General features: G+C 67.7%; 14 protein-coding genes. 9 read left to right on the forward strand and 5 right to left on the reverse strand.

From position 1 onward, the window contains the following. Window positions 1–100: 100 nt before the first annotated feature. Window positions 101–496, reverse strand: a complete 396-nt coding sequence (gene secG, locus C8N44_RS06460; RefSeq protein ID WP_107975362.1) for a preprotein translocase subunit SecG — start codon at window positions 494–496, stop codon at window positions 101–103. Window positions 497–722: 226 nt separating this feature from the next. Between secG and C8N44_RS06465 the strand changes: the two genes are divergently transcribed. Both C8N44_RS06465 and C8N44_RS06470 read left to right on the forward strand, forming a co-directional pair. Beyond that, on the forward strand, window positions 723–2,018 hold the full coding sequence (locus C8N44_RS06465; RefSeq protein WP_107975363.1) for an adenylosuccinate synthase: 1,296 nt from the start codon (window positions 723–725) through the stop codon (window positions 2,016–2,018). 7 nt (window positions 2,019–2,025) lie between these two features. After that, entirely contained in the window at window positions 2,026–2,244 is a 219-nt protein-coding gene (locus tag C8N44_RS06470; RefSeq protein ID WP_107975364.1) for a DUF2842 domain-containing protein, read from the forward strand. Between the two features lie 52 nt (window positions 2,245–2,296). On the opposite strand, the gene C8N44_RS06475 is transcribed toward C8N44_RS06470, so the two are convergent. Further along, the gene (locus C8N44_RS06475) at window positions 2,297–4,090 is read right to left on the reverse strand and encodes a hypothetical protein (protein WP_107975365.1); all 1,794 of its coding nucleotides are present in this window, start codon (window positions 4,088–4,090) and stop codon (window positions 2,297–2,299) included. 138 nt (window positions 4,091–4,228) lie between these two features. Here C8N44_RS06475 and C8N44_RS06480 point away from each other — a divergent pair, with 138 nt between their 5' ends. After that, window positions 4,229–4,918: a thiamine diphosphokinase gene (locus tag C8N44_RS06480; RefSeq protein WP_107975366.1), complete on the forward strand. Its 690-nt coding sequence runs from the start codon at window positions 4,229–4,231 to the stop codon at window positions 4,916–4,918. A 16-nt stretch (window positions 4,919–4,934) separates the two neighbouring features. On the opposite strand, the gene C8N44_RS06485 is transcribed toward C8N44_RS06480, so the two are convergent. Genes C8N44_RS06485 through C8N44_RS06495 form a run of 3 tightly spaced genes read right to left on the reverse strand, consistent with a single transcriptional unit; the run spans window position 4,935 to window position 7,484 of the window. After that, a complete protein-coding gene (locus C8N44_RS06485) occupies window positions 4,935–5,864 on the reverse strand; it encodes an AEC family transporter (protein WP_107975367.1) in 930 nt (309 codons plus the stop codon). 22 nt (window positions 5,865–5,886) lie between these two features. Continuing rightward, complete coding sequence (locus tag C8N44_RS06490; protein ID WP_107975422.1) at window positions 5,887–6,687, reverse strand: MBL fold metallo-hydrolase; 801 nt, start codon at window positions 6,685–6,687, stop codon at window positions 5,887–5,889. Beyond that, window positions 6,684–7,484 (reverse strand): TatD family hydrolase, encoded by an 801-nt coding sequence (locus tag C8N44_RS06495; RefSeq protein WP_107975368.1) that lies wholly within the window; start codon window positions 7,482–7,484, stop codon window positions 6,684–6,686. The genes C8N44_RS06490 and C8N44_RS06495 overlap by 4 nt, the downstream gene beginning before the upstream one ends. Before the next feature lie 724 nt (window positions 7,485–8,208). On the opposite strand from C8N44_RS06495, the gene mraZ reads away from it, so the two are divergent. Genes mraZ through C8N44_RS06525 form a run of 6 tightly spaced genes read left to right on the forward strand, consistent with a single transcriptional unit; the run spans window position 8,209 to window position 14,832 of the window. Next, window positions 8,209–8,715 (forward strand): division/cell wall cluster transcriptional repressor MraZ, encoded by a 507-nt coding sequence (gene mraZ, locus C8N44_RS06500; protein WP_244641007.1) that lies wholly within the window; start codon window positions 8,209–8,211, stop codon window positions 8,713–8,715. Then, window positions 8,716–9,699 carry a 16S rRNA (cytosine(1402)-N(4))-methyltransferase RsmH gene (rsmH, locus tag C8N44_RS06505; protein WP_107975370.1) on the forward strand — a complete coding sequence of 328 codons (984 nt, stop codon included), beginning with the start codon at window positions 8,716–8,718 and terminating at the stop codon, window positions 9,697–9,699. Window positions 9,700–9,701: 2 nt separating this feature from the next. Further along, window positions 9,702–10,049 carry a cell division protein FtsL gene (ftsL, locus tag C8N44_RS06510; RefSeq protein ID WP_107975371.1) on the forward strand — a complete coding sequence of 116 codons (348 nt, stop codon included), beginning with the start codon at window positions 9,702–9,704 and terminating at the stop codon, window positions 10,047–10,049. Beyond that, the gene (locus C8N44_RS06515) at window positions 10,046–11,836 is read left to right on the forward strand and encodes a peptidoglycan D,D-transpeptidase FtsI family protein (RefSeq protein WP_107975372.1); all 1,791 of its coding nucleotides are present in this window, start codon (window positions 10,046–10,048) and stop codon (window positions 11,834–11,836) included. Before ftsL ends, C8N44_RS06515 begins: the two co-directional genes overlap by 4 nt. A gap of 57 nt (window positions 11,837–11,893) precedes the next feature. After that, entirely contained in the window at window positions 11,894–13,402 is a 1,509-nt protein-coding gene (locus C8N44_RS06520; protein WP_107975373.1) for a UDP-N-acetylmuramoyl-L-alanyl-D-glutamate--2,6-diaminopimelate ligase, read from the forward strand. Then, entirely contained in the window at window positions 13,399–14,832 is a 1,434-nt protein-coding gene (locus C8N44_RS06525) for a UDP-N-acetylmuramoyl-tripeptide--D-alanyl-D-alanine ligase (protein WP_107975374.1), read from the forward strand. Before C8N44_RS06520 ends, C8N44_RS06525 begins: the two co-directional genes overlap by 4 nt. The last annotated feature ends 3 nt before the right edge of the window (window positions 14,833–14,835 follow it).

Genomic DNA, 14,835 nt, shown 5'->3' on the forward strand with positions numbered 1-14,835 from the left:
TCGTCACGGGATTTGAGCTATAGTGGATTCGGCCAGTTCTGTCCAGACGACCGCAAGATGATGTTGCGGTCGGTTAAATTTCGCCAATGTGTTGTGGCGTTCAGTCCGCGCGCGGCACGAGCGGTGCGTCGTCGGAGCCCTGGTCGCCGCTGTCGGTGGCCGACGGCGGGGGCAGCAGACTGTCGGCATCGAGGCCGGAGCCGCCGTCGCCTTCTTCGCCGATATCCTCGGTCACGGGTGCGCCGTTCAGCCGGTCCAGAACCGAACCGCCTTCGACGTTCGCCGCGGCAAGGATGGTCAGTGCCAGCGAGGTCACCATGAAGGCCGCGCCCAGGATCCAGGTCAGCCGGGTCATCGCGTTGGCCGCCGAGCGCTGGGACATGGCGCCGCCACCGCCGCCCATGCCGAGCCCGCCGCCTTCGGACCGTTGCAGCAGCACGATGCCGATGAGCGCGAGCGCCAGGAGAAGAAGCACGATGAGAAGGACGTTCTGCATGGGGGCCTGCGGGTGGCTGAAGTTTGGCGGGTATCTATGGGAAGCGGGCGGCGCGCGCAACCCGGCGCTTGGTCTCGCGGGCAGGAAGTCGTGACCGGAAAGGGATTGCCGGCGCTTGCGTGCGCGCGCCGGTGCGGATCGGTTGCAGGGCGGACCAAATTCGCGGTTTCGCGCGGCAGCGCGCGCCGCTATACCGGCGCGGGTTTTCCGACGGAAAGGTTTAGGCATGGCAAACGTGGTTGTCGTTGGCGCGCAATGGGGCGACGAGGGCAAGGGCAAGATCGTCGACTGGCTCTCGAGCCGGGCGGATGTGATCTGCCGCTTCCAGGGCGGCCATAACGCCGGCCATACGCTTGTCGTCGACGGGGCGGTCTTCAAGCTCAACGCGCTGCCTTCGGGCGTGGTGCGGGGCGGCAAGCTGTCAGTTATCGGTAACGGCGTGGTGCTCGACCCCTGGCACCTGGTGCAGGAGATCGAGACGATCCGTAAGCAGGGCGTCACCATCAGCCCCGAGACGCTGATGATCGCCGAGAACACGCCGCTGATCCTGCCGATTCACGGCGAGCTTGACCGGGCGCGCGAGGATGCTGCCAGCAAGGGAACCAAGATCGGCACCACCGGGCGCGGCATCGGCCCCGCCTACGAGGACAAGGTGGGCCGCCGAGCGGTGCGCGTGGCCGATCTCGCCGACGACGCGACGCTGGAATCGCGCGTGGACCGCGCGCTTACGCATCACGACGCGCTGCGTCGCGGTCTGGGCATGGAGCCGGTGGACCGCGAGGGCCTGCTGGCCGCGCTGCGGGAGATCGCGCCCAAGGTGCTGGAATACGCGGGCCCCGTCTGGAAGGTGCTGAACGAGAAGCGCCGCGCCGGTCACCGGATCCTGTTCGAAGGCGCGCAGGGCGCGCTGCTGGACATCGACTTTGGCACCTATCCCTTTGTCACCTCGTCCAACGTGATCGCCGGACAGGCGGCCACGGGCACCGGGATTGGTCCCGGGTCGGTCGACTTCGTGCTGGGCATCGTGAAGGCCTACACCACCCGCGTGGGCGAGGGGCCCTTCCCGACGGAGCTGGATGACGACGACGGCCAGCGGCTGGGTGAACGGGGCCATGAGTTCGGCACTGTGACGGGGCGCAAGCGCCGCTGCGGCTGGTTCGACGCGGTGCTGGTGCGCCAGACCTGCGCGACTTCGGGCGTGAACGGCATCTCGCTGACCAAGCTCGACGTGCTGGACGGGTTCGAGCGGCTGAAGATCTGCGTAGGCTACGAGCTGGACGGCAAGCGGCTCGACTACTTGCCGACCGCCTCGGAGGAGCAGGCGCGCTGCAAGCCGATCTACGAGGAAATGGAAGGCTGGAGCGAGTCGACCGAGGGCGCGCGCAGTTGGGCGGATCTTCCTGGTGCGGCCATCAAGTACGTACGCCGCGTCGAGGAGCTGATCGGCTGCCCGGTGGCGCTGCTGTCGACCTCGCCGGAACGCGAGGACACGATCCTCGTCACCGATCCCTTCGCGGACTGAGGCAGGCATGGCGCTGGGCTACAAGGCACGCAAACGCTGGTCGCTGGTGATTCTGCTGGTGGGGCTGCCGCTCTACATCGTGGCGGCGGTTACGGTGGTGAACTGGCTGGACCGGCCGCCGATACTGGTGGAACTGCTGGTCTACGTGGTGCTCGGCGTGCTCTGGGCGCTGCCCTTCAAGTTCGTCTTCAAGGGCGTCGGGCAGGACGACCCCGACGGGAAATAGGAAAAGGCGGCCTTCAGGGCCGCCTTTTTATTGCATGCGCCGATGGATGGCGTCAGCCCGCGGCGGCCTGCGGTGGCTTGAAGCCGATGCGGTCGGAGGCGGTGAAGCGGCCCCCGCGCGTCTTTTCGATCTTCCCCTCGCGGAGCAGCTGGCCGAAGCTGCGCAGCCGGTCCTCGCGGCTGGAGTCCTCGGTATCGGCGAGGCGCAGCGTGGCCATGAGCTGGGGCCTGGAAAACTGGTCGCGGCCTTCCACGAAAGAGATATAGGCCGCCGCCGCTTCGAGCCGTTCGGAGAGCGTGCGGGCGCCGACCTTTTCGGCGTATTCCGGGAATCCGGTGTCAGGTGTGTCCGACTGCGTGTCCGGGGCCACGGGGCTGTCGATCCCCGCAGGGCTGACGTTGCGCGGGCGCAGCGGAGAATCCGTGCGCGGCGGCGCGACCTGCTGTTCGGCGACGAGCTTCAGCGGGGCGCCCTCGGCGCGCCAGACGGCGGAGACCACGGGCCGCTCGAGCGGGTTGCGGGCGGGCGGATGAGGCCGTGGGCGTACGACGGTGGCGAGGTCCTCGCGATAGGGCTCGGCTTGCTTGGCTTCGTCCGGTTTGCGCCCGAGAAGACGGTCGGCCCGGGTTGCCGCGACGGCGGCGCGCAGGTGCGCGATGGCGCTGCGGCGGCGGTTGCCCTCGGGCTCCGCCATTTCGCGGTTGGTCTCGTCCAGAAGACGCGAGGTGTTGTTGCCGTCGTCGACGGAGCCTTCGGTCAGCATGGCACGCCCGCGGTTCGACAGCTTGACGGTCTTGCGCACATTTTCGCGGACGAGCCGCTCCGCCAGGTCCTCGGGGCGGTCGGCACCTGTGGTAGCGAGGTCGTTCGTGGCGTGATCTTCGGGATCGTGCGGGCGGGCCGTGACTGAGCCGCCGAGATTGACCTCACGGTCGCCCTCGTCGTCCCAGTCGTCGGCAAGCTCGGCCTTCACGGCCTCGAGTTCACGCGCGAGCTCGGCCTCTTCCTCGGGGGTGAGCGTGCCGGGGGGCTGGTGGGCTTCGCCGAGGGTCTCTTCCTCCTCGAGCTCTTGCTCCACGGGCGACGCGTCGAAGCGACCGGTTGCGAGCGCCTCCTCGAAATCCGAGCGCTGGATCTTGAGGATGCGGGTGCGAATTCCTGGGGCGGTGGCCGTGGCCTCGGGCGCGGCCGTGAAGGTGACACTCCCGGGCTCATCGCGAGGCCCGTCGTGCGAGGCCGACGGAGCGTCTTCCTCCTCCGCGGCCGGTTTCACCGGAGAAGGCGCCTCCGGTGATTGTTCCTCGGCGGCGGCGGGATGTGGGCCTGCGTGCATGCGCGGCTGTCGAACGAGGGCGCGAATCCTGTCGAGGCGCGCATCGATGCTGTCGGTATGCGGAGCCGGTTCGGCAGGCGCCACGGGCATGCTGTCCTGCCAGTCCTCTTCGGCGGCGAGTTCGTCCGCCGGTGGCGCAAGCTCGTTTTCGTCGCTCGCCGGCTGCGGCGCCTCGTGGCTGGCAAGCCCATCGAGGGCGGAGATGTCCGCGAGGTCTGCTTCGGGGTCCCCGGGCGGTTCGGCGGCCGGGTCGGGGACGGTTTCGTCCTCTGCCGCGGGGCGCAGGGTCAGGCCATCCTGCGTCTGTTCGGCGTCGATGCCGGCGCGTCGGAAGCTTTCGATGAGTGCGCCATCGAGCCGGGCGGGCTCGGATCCGAAGAAGCTGTCCTCCTGCACCAACCCGTGGAAGAACGCGGCCGCCTCCTTGACGACGGCGAGTGGATCTTCGAAGCCTGCAGCGGTGCAGGAAAAAGTGCCGTAGGATACCGTCAGCGTCTTGGTGGAACTGACCATGTTCGGTTCACTTTCCTCGTTCTGCGAATGAATTTCTACCACGGGCATCACGTTGAAACAGGAGCGATTTATTGCAGGTCACGGTATCATTCTATGTCTCGATTGTGACCCCTCCCCGCAACATTTCGCCAATCTATCATGATCAATAGTATTGTTCGGGAAACGGGGACGGTGATCCTTGTCGGTGGGGGCGATTTTCTGGACGCGGATCTGCGTGCGGCCTGTCAAAGCGCTTCGGCGCGGGTGGCTGCGGATGGCGGCGCGGGACGCCTGATGCGCCTTGGATTTCGGCCCGACGCGGTGATCGGGGACATGGACTCGCTCTCGCCTGAGTTGAGGCGCCGACTGGACCCGGATACCATCCACGAGGTCGACGAACAGGACAGTACCGACTTCGAGAAATGCCTGAGACGCATTTCCGCCGCGGAGATCCTCGGTTTCGGCTTTCTTGGGGCGCGTGTTGACCACACTGTGGCAGCCTTGACAGTTTTGGCGGCGCGATCACGCCAGAGTTGTATCCTGGTGGGCCGCGAGGATGCCGTCGTTCTGGCACCGCCGCGACTGGTGCTCGAACTGCCCGTGGGTATGCGGCTGTCGCTTTGGCCGCTGGGGCACGTGGCAGGGCGGTCCACCGGGCTGCGCTGGCCGATCGAGGGGATCGACTTCGCGCCGGCGGGCACGATCGGGACTTCGAACGAGGTCACGGGGCCCGTGGAGCTCGGATTCGACGCGCCCGTGATGGTACTGATTCTCCCGAAGAAGGCTCTGCCGGAGCTACGGCGCGGGATGGCACAGGCCCCGCGATGGGGCGGTGACGAGGCAGACTGATCCCCCGATCCCCTGGTCAGGGCAGCGCGGCCAGCCAGAGCCAGATCGTGATCACCGACAGGCCCGTGGTGATCAGTACCGATGAGGCCGCGACGCGGCGCGCGCGGCCGTACATGTTGGCAAAGACATAGGTGTTGATGCCAGGGGCCATGGCTGCAGTCAGGACGGCCGAGCGGAAGGCCTCGGTCGAGATGCCGGTCATCTTGCCGACGGTCCAGGTGATCGCAGGGTTGAGGATCAGCGTCACGACGCAGACGAAGGCGATGGTGCGTCCGTCGCCCTGCGGGCGGTAGCGGTAGAGCACCCCGCCCATCCCGAAGAGCGCGGTCGGGATCGCGGTGCGGATGACCATGTCGAGCGCGTGGGTGACCGTCTCGGGGAGTTGCAGGCTGGTGACGTTCGCCGTGGCACCGAGCATGATCCCGATCACAAGCGAATTGCGGAACATGGCGCCCAGCACCTTGGCGGGCAAGGTGTGCATCGGGCCGCCGCGGGCGCGGACGATTTCCATCGCGGTGATGCCGATGCCGTAGCAGATCGGCGAGTGCACGGCGATGATCGCGTAGTTCGATTGCAGCGCGTCGGGGCCGTAGGCGCGTTCGGTGATCGGGATGCCCAGCATCAGCGAGTTCGCGAAGAGGCAGCAGAAGCCGACGGCTACCGCGTCCTCCCATTCCCGCTTGAAGAGGTAGCGTGCGGCGAGCAGACCGAGGACAAAGCCGGTGATGGCGCCCGTGTAGTAGCTCGTCAGGAGCGGCAGGTTGAAGTTCGCGCCGAGGTCCAGCGTCCAGATCGCATGGAAGAGCAGGCATGGGATTGCGATCTGCTGCGAGTAGCGCATAAGGCCGTCGACGGCGCGGTCGTCGACGATGCCGCGCCAGGTGGCGAAGTAGCCCAGGCCGATGACCAGGAAGACCGGCAGGATGACTTCGAGCAGCGATTGCATGTGAGGAGTCCCCTGCCGGTTGTCAGAGCGGGTAGCGGATCACCATCCCGTCGTAGGCGGGAGTGACATGCGCGGGGGTCTCCTCCTCCACCGCGGCATAGTCGAGATCGATGTGCATGTTGGTGAGAACCGCCCGGGTGGGCGCCACCTTCTCGATCCATTCGAGCGACTTGGCGAGATGCGCGTGCGTCGGGTGCGGATCGCGGCGCAGCGCGTCGAGGATCCAGCACTCGAGACCCTGAAGATGCGGCCAGGCGGCGTCGGGGATCTCGACCACGTCGGGCAGGTAGGCCACGTCGCCGATACGGAAGCCAAGCGCGTCGATGGCGCCGTGCTCGACCTCGAAGGGGGTGAAGGTCAGCGGTCCGCCGGCACCCTCGATCGTCACCGGGCCGTCGATGGTGTGCATCGACAGGATCGGCGGGTAGGGCGAGCCCTCGGGCTGGGTGAAGGCATAGCCGAAACGGTTGATGAGCGCGTCCTGCGTGGGGCCGTCGGCCCAGACGTTCAGCCGTTCGCGCGTGTTGAAGACGATCTGCCGGAGGTCGTCGAGCCCGTGCACATGGTCGGCATGCGAGTGGGTCCAGACGACGCCGTCGAGCCGGCCAATGCGCGCGTCCAGAAGCTGCGCGCGCATGTCGGGCGAGGTGTCCACCAGCACGGCCGTCGTGCCGTCTTCGGTTTCCCGCTCGACCAGCAGGGAGCAGCGGCGCCGGAAGTTGCGCGGATCTTCCGGGTCGCAGTCGCCCCAGTTCCCGCCGAGGCGCGGCACGCCGCCGGAGCTTCCGCAGCCGAGGATGGTGAAACGCAGTTCTCCGCTCATGCGGCGGCGCTCCATGCTGCGGCACGCGAGAAGAGCCGGTCGAAGTTGGCCTCGGTCGCGGCGGCGAAATCCTCGTAGGAGAGGCCGAAGACCTCGGCGCCGACCTTGGCGGTGTGCACGGTATAGCCCGGCTCGTTGCGCTTGCCGCGGTAGGGCGGCGGGGCAAGGTAGGGGCTGTCGGTTTCCACCAGGATGCGCTCGAGCGGGGCCTCAGCAAAGATCGCGCGCAGTTCCTTGGACTTCGGGAAAGCCGAGATCCCCGACATCGAGAGGTAGAACCCGCAGTCGAGCGCGGCGCGCGCGAGGTCGGCGCCGGACGAGAAGCAGTGCATCACGCAGCTATAGGGCTTGGCCTTGTAGCCTTCGGTCAGGATGCGGGCCATGTCCTCGTCCGCGGCGCGCGCGTGGATGATAAGGGGCAGGCCGGTTTCCTGCGCCGCCGCGATGTGCACCTTGAGGCTTTCCTTCTGCACCTCGGCGCTCTCGGCGGTGTAGTGGTAGTCCAGGCCCGTCTCGCCGATGCCGACAAATTTCGGATGATCGGTCAGCGCCACGAGATCGTCGACCGAGACCATGGGTTCCTCTGCCGCGCTCATCGGGTGGGTCCCGGCGGCCCAGAAGACGGGGGCATAGCTGTCGGCGATGGCGCGTACCTGGTCTGCCTGCCGCAGACGGGTGCAGATGCTGACCATCCGATGCACACCGGCCTCCTGCGCGCGGGCGATCACGTCGGCGCGCTCCTCGTCGAAGTCGGGGAAATCGAGATGACAGTGGCTGTCGGTGATGACGGTTGGCATGGTGCCTCCTTTGCGCCGTGGTATTCCGGAAGGCGCGGGCAGGGTCAAGGCGCCGGGCCGCCCGGCGGGCCGTGGTTGCGCGACATGGACCGAGAACGCCCGCTGGGCGGGCGTGGGGTGGCCATGGGAAATCATGGGCCGGCGTCGCGTCTAATGTGAGTGAACTGGGCTGAGGCAGGGATTCCCTTGGCCAGACGGAGGATTCGCAAGGGATTCGCAAGTGGCGTTGCCCCGGGTCGGGCGGATCCGAAATTTTTTTGGGAAATCATGGGGCGGGGTGACTGGCGGCATATGGCGCTACATATGGTGCCTGAATTCAGGTCAGTATCTGCATGTGCCATTAGGTGCCGGAATTGTCAGACTTTCTGAGCGCGTTGAGAAGCCTTTGATAGTGATCCGGAGGACGCGATCCCAAAAAAAGGGGTTGAGTGGCACACATTCCCATGACATACCTTTTACCACGATGAGAGACGGGAAAGGGGCGCAAAAAGACCCCGGTCAACGACCAACCCCCAAGGCAAGAATAAAAGAGCAGGTTTCATACAGGCACCCGCTCTCATCGTGACAGGATCCGCTGCGAGCGCGAAGTTTCATCCCCCCAGGTGGCGCGCGCAGTTGGAGACACCCGCCAGACGCGGGTCGGACGGCGGGTTGATCGATGGCAGCCGATCAACCCGCCGTTTTTCGTTCAACAACTGGGGCAGGGACAGGGGCTGTTGGGACAGTGGGCCGCAGATTGAGGTTCAAGGGCGAGTTCACCAACAAGGTGGACACGAAGGGGCGGGTCTCGGTACCGGCCTCGTTCCGCCGTGTGCTTCAGGAAGGTGATCCCGACTACACCGAAGGCCTGAACCCACGCCTTGTCGTGGTCTATGGCAATCCCGCTGCCAAGTTTCTCGAATGCTATACCATCGCCGCGCACGGCGAGCTCGAAGATCGCATCGCGCTGATGCCGTCGGGCTCCAAGAACCGCAAGATGATGGAGCGCATCTACTCCACCCATTCGCAGGAAGTGACGCTGGACGACACCGGCCGCATCGTGCTGACCGCGAAGCTGCGCGAGAAGATCGGCGTGACCGGCGAGGCCTACTTCGCCTCCAACCTCGACAAGTTCCAGATCTGGAATCCCGCGACCTACGAGGCCGAAGAGCGCGCCGAGGTCGAGGAGTTCTTCGAGGAAATGCCCGAAGACTTCGACCCGATGCAGCTTCTGGATGGTGCGGGGGTCTAGATGGCGGGGCAGGCGCCGCATATCCCGGTCCTGCTTCAGCCCCTGCTGGAGCAGGTCGCGCCGGTCACGGGGACCTGGGTCGACGGGACGCTGGGGGCCGGGGGCTATGCCCGCGGTCTGCTCGAGGCCGGGGCCGAGCGTGTCATCGGCATCGACCGCGATCCCTCCGCCCTGCGCATGGCCTCGGACTGGGCCGCGTCCTGGGGTGACCGGGTCTGGCTGGTCGAGGACAATTTCGCAAACATGGACGCCCATGCCACCGGCGTGGACGGCGTCGTGCTCGACCTGGGCGTGAGCTCGATGCAGCTTGACCAGGCCGAGCGCGGTTTCTCGTTCATGCGCGACGGGCCGCTCGACATGCGGATGGGGCAGGGCGGCGAGAGCGCCGCCGATATCGTGAACGGCGCCGAAGAGGCGACGCTCGCGGATATCCTCTACTTGTTCGGCGAGGAGCGCGCCTCGCGCCGGATCGCCAAGGCCATCGTGCGCGCCCGCGCCGAGGCGCCGATCGAACGCACCGGGCAGCTTGCCGGGATCATCGAGCGGTGCCTGCCACGGTCGAAGCCCGGGCAGGCGCACCCGGCCACGCGAAGCTTCCAGGGGCTGCGGATCGCCGTGAACGCGGAATACGAGTCGCTCTGGAAGGGGCTGGTGGCGGCGGAGCGCGCGCTGCGGCCCGGCGGCAAGCTGGCGGTGGTGACCTTCCACTCGGTCGAGGACCGCATGGTGAAGCGCTTCTTCCAGGAGCACGGCGACCGCAAGACCCACGTGAACCGCTACGCAAGCGAGGCGCCGCCCGCCGCCGAAACACCGTTCCACGTGCTCACCCGCAAGGCGGTGGGGCCCGAGAAGGCCGAGACCGAGGTCAATCCCCGGGCCCGCTCGGCCAAGCTGCGCGTGGCGCAGCGCACCGATCTGCCGCCGCAGGACGTCACGCCAGAGGCGCTGTCCATGCCCGAACTGACCCGTAGCAGGAGACCATAGAGATGCGCTTGATCCTATTCGTGCTGGTCGCCCTCGCCGTGATCGCCTCCGGTTTCTGGGCCTACCGCGAGAACTATGCCACGCAGGCGGCGCTCGAGGACGTGCGCGCCACCCGAACAGCAATTGCCGACGCGCGCGACCGGCTTGCGGTGCTGAAGGCGGAATGGGCCTACCTGAACCGGCCCGACCGACTGCGCGATCTTGCGGATCTGAACTACGACAAGCTGGGTCTGTCGCCGCTGCGGTCCGGCCAGTTCGGGCGCATCGACCAGGTCGCATATCCGCAGCCGGAACTGAACCTGAGCATGTCCGAGCCGATTTCCTTCAGCACCGCCGGAGCACGCCCATGATCCGCACCCCTCTTCGTCCGCTTGCCCGCATCCTCGAAGCCCGTGAACGCGGCGAGAACCCCGACGCGATCGAACGCGAGAACCTGCGCCTGCGGCACGAGGAGATGCGCGACCGGCTGCGCCAGCGCGCCGAGAGCCGGCTTCTGGTGATGGCGGTGATGTTCTTCTGCGGATTCCTTGTCGTGGGCGCGCGCATGGGCGTTCTGGCGGCCTCCGAGGCCTCGGAGCCGCGGGCCTATGCCGGCGGTGCCTCGATCCGTGCGAGCCGGTCCGACATCGTCGACCGGCAGGGACGGTTGCTCGCGACCAACATGAGCACGCATTCGCTTTATGCGCATCCGCACCAGATGATCGATCCGACGCGCGCGGCGCGCGAGCTGGCGCAGATCTTCCCCGACCTGAAAGAGGCGGATCTCATCGAGGACTTCACCGGCAAACGCAAGTTTCTCTGGGTGAAGCGCAAGATCAGCCCCGAGCAGATGCAGCAGGTGCACGACATCGGCGAGCCGGGGCTGCTGTTCGGGCCGCGCGAGATGCGGCTCTATCCCAATGGCAGGCTTGCCGCGCATGTCCTTGGTGGCGCGCGCTTCGGCCGCGAGGGCGTGAATGCCGCCGAACTGGTGGGTACGGCCGGTATCGAAAAGCACCTCGACGAATTGCTGCGCGACCCCGCACGTGGCGGCGCGCCGCTTGAGCTGTCGATCGACCTGTCGGTTCAGGCCGTCGCCGAAGAGGTCATGGAAGGCGGCATGAAGCTGCTGAACGCCAAGGGCGCGGCAAGCGTCCTCATGGACGTGCACACGGGCGAGATCATCTCGATTGTTTCGCTGCCGGACTTCGACCCCAACGACCGGCCTCGGCCGCCGGTGACCGGGCGGCAATCCGACAGCCCGATCTTCAACCGGGCGGTGCAGGGGGTCTACGAGCTTGGTTCGACCTTCAAGATCTTCGCCGCCGCGCAGGCCATGGAACTGGGGCTTGCGGCGCCCGAGACCATGATCGACGCCAATCCGCCCTTCGTGGTGGGTGGGCATCGCATCGGCGAGTTCCACAACAAGAACTACGGCGATCTCACGCTCGAAGAGGTGATCATCAACAGTTCGAACCGGGGCACGGGGCGCGTCGCGCTGCAGATCGGCAAGGAACGCCAGCAGCAGTTCCTGCGCTCGCTGGGCCTGTTCGATCCCGTCCCGCTGGAGATGGTCGAGGCGCGCGGCGGCCAGCCGCTGCTGCCGCGCGACTGGACCGACCTGTCCACCGTGACGATTTCCTATGGCCACGGCCTGTCGACCACTCCGCTTCACCTTGCTGCGGCCTATGCGGCGCTGGGCAACGGCGGACGTGCCGTGCGGCCCACGTTGCTGCGCCAGTCCGCCCCGCAGCAGGGCGCGCGGGTGATGTCCGAGCGGACCGCGCGCAATGCGCTCGACATGCTGCGCAAGGTCGTGACCGAGGGCACCGCCTCGATGGGTGACGTGCCGGGCTATTCGGTCGGCGGCAAGACCGGGACCGCGGATAAGCCGAAGGAGAACGGCGGCGGCTACTACGAGGACAAGGTGATCGCGACCTTCGCCTCGGTTTTCCCGACGAACAATCCGCGTTATGCCCTCGTCGTGACGCTCGACGAGCCGGTCGAGACCTCGGGCAGCGAACCGCGCCGCACGGCGGGTTGGACCGCGGTGCCGGTGGCCTCGACCCTGATCAGCAGGATCGCGCCGCTTCTGGGCTTGCGCCCCGAGGTCGAACAGGGGCAAGCAGAGCGCGTGCTGCGCGTCTCGTCGCAGTGATCTGACAGGCCCGCCGCCGCGCGGGCGCGGCTTGAAAATCGAAGGCAGGAGCACCCGATGGCGGAGGGTCCGGACAAGGCGACAGCAGAGCAGAGCCTGGCGCAGCTGGGGCTGACCGCGCGGGGCGGGCGCGAGGCACGCGTGACGGGGCTTTCCATCGATAGCCGCGCCGTCATGCCCGGTCATCTGTTCGCGGCACTGCCCGGGACGCGGGTGCACGGGGCCGAGTTCATCGGCACCGCGCTTGCGCAGGGGGCCACCGCCATCCTCACCGACGCCGAGGGCGTGCGCATCGCGGCGCACGAGCTCGAGGGCAAGGAGGCCGCGGTGGTCGTGGCCGAGAACCCGCACGAGGCGCTGGCCTTCACCGCCGCGCTCTGGTTCGGGCCGCAGCCGGAGGTGGCCGTCGCCGTGACGGGGACCAACGGCAAGACCTCGGTCGCGAGCTTCACGCGCCAGATCTGGCAGGAGATGGGCCTGCGCGCGGTCAATGTCGGCACCACCGGGGTCGAAGGCGACTGGCACTCGCCGCTGCATCACACCACGCCGGATCCGATCACGTTGCACCGGGCGCTTGCAGGGGCCGCCAAGGCGGGTGTCGACCATGTGGCGATGGAGGCCTCCTCGCACGGGCTCGACCAGCGGCGGCTCGATGGTGTGCAGCTTGTCGCGGCGGGGTTCACCAACTTCTCGCAGGATCACCTCGACTACCACGATACGCTCGATGCCTACTTTGACGCGAAGGCGGGGCTTTTCGCCCGCGTGCTGCCCGAGGACGGTGTGGCGGTCATCAACATCGACGACCCGCGCGGAGTCGACATGGCCGCGATCGCCCGCGCACGAGGGCAGGATGTCATCACCGTTGGGCGCGACGCCGCGGATCTGCAGCTTTCCGCGCAGCGCTTCGACGCGACCGGGCAAGAGATGCGCCTGATCTGGAACGGCAGGCCCCGGCAGGAACGGCTGAACCTGATCGGCGGCTTCCAGGCCGAGAACGTGCTTGTTGCGGCGGGTCTGGTGATTGCTGCGGGGGCCGACCCGGACGACGTCTTCGACATGCTGCCGATGCTCAACACGGTGCGCGGGCGGATGCAGCTTGCGGCGCGGCGCGGCAATGGCGGATCGGTCTTCGTCGACTTCGCGCACACGCCCGATGCCGTGGCCGCCGCCTGCAAGGCGCTGCGCCCCCACGTCATGGGACGGCTTGTGGCCATCATTGGCGCCGGCGGCGACCGCGACCGCGGCAAGCGTCCGCTGATGGGCCAGGCAGCTGCCGCCCACGCCGACATGGTGATTGTCACCGACGACAATCCGCGCTCGGAGGAGCCGGCCGATATCCGCGCCGCCGTCATGCAGGGTGCCGTGGACGGCGCCAGCGTGATCGAGGTGGCCGACCGGGCCGAGGCGATCCTGCGCGGCGTCGATGCGCTGGGGCCGGGGGATGCCCTTCTGATCTGCGGCAAGGGCCACGAGACCGGCCAGATCGTGGGGGACACGATCTATCCCTTCGACGATGCCGAACAGGCCAGCGTGGCCGTGGCGGCACTGGACGGGCGGACGCCATGACGCTCTGGTCCTCGGATGATGCCGCCCGTGCGACCGGCGGGCGGGTGACCGCGCCATGGAATGCCACAGGTGTGTCGATCGATACACGCACCCTGGCGCCGGGCGATCTTTTCGTGGCGCTGAAGGCCGCACGTGACGGGCATGATTTCGTGGCGCAGGCGCTCCAGGCCGGCGCCGCCGCGGCGCTGGTCAGCCATATCCCCGAGGGCCTGCCCGAGGATGCGCCGCTGCTTGTCGTGGACGACGTTCAGACGGGGCTCGAGGCGCTGGGCCGTGCCGCGCGCGCGCGCTTCCGCGGCAAGGTTGTGGCGGTGACCGGATCGGTCGGCAAGACCTCGACCAAGGAGATGCTGCGCGCGGTGCTGTGCGCGCAGGGGCGCACGCATGCGGCCGAGAAGAGCTACAACAACCATTGGGGCGTGCCGCTGACGCTGGCGCGGATGCCGCAGGATTTCGACTTTGCGGTGATCGAGATCGGGATGAACCATCCCGGCGAGATCGCGCCGCTGACGCGCATGGCCGCTCCGGACGTGGCGATGGTGACCATCGTGGCGCCAGCGCATCTTGCGGCGTTCGAGAACATAGAGGCCATCGCCCGCGAGAAGGCCGCGATCTTCGAAGGGCTCGGGCCGCGCGGTGTGGCGGTCTACAACGGCGATCTCGAGGTCAGCCCGATCCTGCGCGAGCAGGCGCGCGCGCATGCGGCGCGCGTGATCTCCTTCGGCGAGAAGCCCGGCAATCACCACCGCGTCAGCGACATCCGGGTGCAGGACAACTGCACGGTTGCGCGGGGCCGGGCCTGGCGCTTTCCGCTGCTCTACAAGGTCATGGTGCCCGGCCGGCACTTCGCCGTGAACGCGATCGGCGTGCTGGCCGTGGTGCATGCGCTGCGCCGCGATCGGGCGCTGGCCATCACCTCTCTGGGGCAGTGGCAAGCCGGAGCCGGACGCGGGGCGCGCGAGGTCATCCAGCTCGACCCGGTCGATCCGCGCCTGACGGTCGAGCTGATCGACGACGCCTACAATTCCAATCCGGCGTCGCTGGGCGCTTCGCTCGAGGTGCTCGCCGCCGCGCGACCGCGTGACGGCCTGGGCCGTGTCAACCGGGGACGGCGGATCGCCTACCTGGGCGACATGAAGGAACTGGGCGAGACCGAGGCCGAGCGGCATGCCGCGGTGGCCCGCCTGTCGTCCACAAAGAAGATAGACGTGGTCCACTGCGTCGGCCCGCTCATGCGCAACCTCTGGCTTGCGCTGCCGGAAACGCGGCGGGGCCGCTGGACCGAGGATGCGCGCGAGCTTGCTGCCGGGACGGGCCGGGATCTCGACGCGGGCGACGTGGTGCTGGTCAAGGGATCGCAGTCCATGGGGCTTGCGCGCGTGGTTGACGCGATACGGAACATGGGCCAAGCGCCCGCCGAAGAAGAATAGGGG

The sequence above is a fragment of the Allosediminivita pacifica genome (genome assembly GCF_003054175.1).
GTDB classification, from domain to species: Bacteria; Pseudomonadota; Alphaproteobacteria; order Rhodobacterales; family Rhodobacteraceae; genus Allosediminivita; species Allosediminivita pacifica.

What these genes read in the sequence shown, in the direction of transcription:
- C8N44_RS06470 (WP_107975364.1), top strand. Translation starts at nt 2,026, where the DNA reads ATGGCGCTGGGCTACAAGGCACGCAAACGCTGGTCGCTGGTGATTCTG.
- secG (WP_107975362.1), bottom strand. Translation starts at nt 496, where the DNA reads ATGCAGAACGTCCTTCTCATCGTGCTTCTTCTCCTGGCGCTCGCGCTC.
- C8N44_RS06465 (WP_107975363.1), top strand. Translation starts at nt 723, where the DNA reads ATGGCAAACGTGGTTGTCGTTGGCGCGCAATGGGGCGACGAGGGCAAG.
- C8N44_RS06520 (WP_107975373.1), top strand. Translation starts at nt 11,894, where the DNA reads ATGGCGGAGGGTCCGGACAAGGCGACAGCAGAGCAGAGCCTGGCGCAG.
- rsmH (WP_107975370.1), top strand. Translation starts at nt 8,716, where the DNA reads ATGGCGGGGCAGGCGCCGCATATCCCGGTCCTGCTTCAGCCCCTGCTG.
- ftsL (WP_107975371.1), top strand. Translation starts at nt 9,702, where the DNA reads ATGCGCTTGATCCTATTCGTGCTGGTCGCCCTCGCCGTGATCGCCTCC.
- C8N44_RS06475 (WP_107975365.1), bottom strand. Translation starts at nt 4,090, where the DNA reads ATGGTCAGTTCCACCAAGACGCTGACGGTATCCTACGGCACTTTTTCC.
- C8N44_RS06515 (WP_107975372.1), top strand. Translation starts at nt 10,046, where the DNA reads ATGATCCGCACCCCTCTTCGTCCGCTTGCCCGCATCCTCGAAGCCCGT.
- C8N44_RS06490 (WP_107975422.1), bottom strand. Translation starts at nt 6,687, where the DNA reads ATGAGCGGAGAACTGCGTTTCACCATCCTCGGCTGCGGAAGCTCCGGC.
- C8N44_RS06495 (WP_107975368.1), bottom strand. Translation starts at nt 7,484, where the DNA reads ATGCCAACCGTCATCACCGACAGCCACTGTCATCTCGATTTCCCCGAC.
- C8N44_RS06480 (WP_107975366.1), top strand. Translation starts at nt 4,229, where the DNA reads ATGATCAATAGTATTGTTCGGGAAACGGGGACGGTGATCCTTGTCGGT.
- C8N44_RS06485 (WP_107975367.1), bottom strand. Translation starts at nt 5,864, where the DNA reads ATGCAATCGCTGCTCGAAGTCATCCTGCCGGTCTTCCTGGTCATCGGC.
- C8N44_RS06525 (WP_107975374.1), top strand. Translation starts at nt 13,399, where the DNA reads ATGACGCTCTGGTCCTCGGATGATGCCGCCCGTGCGACCGGCGGGCGG.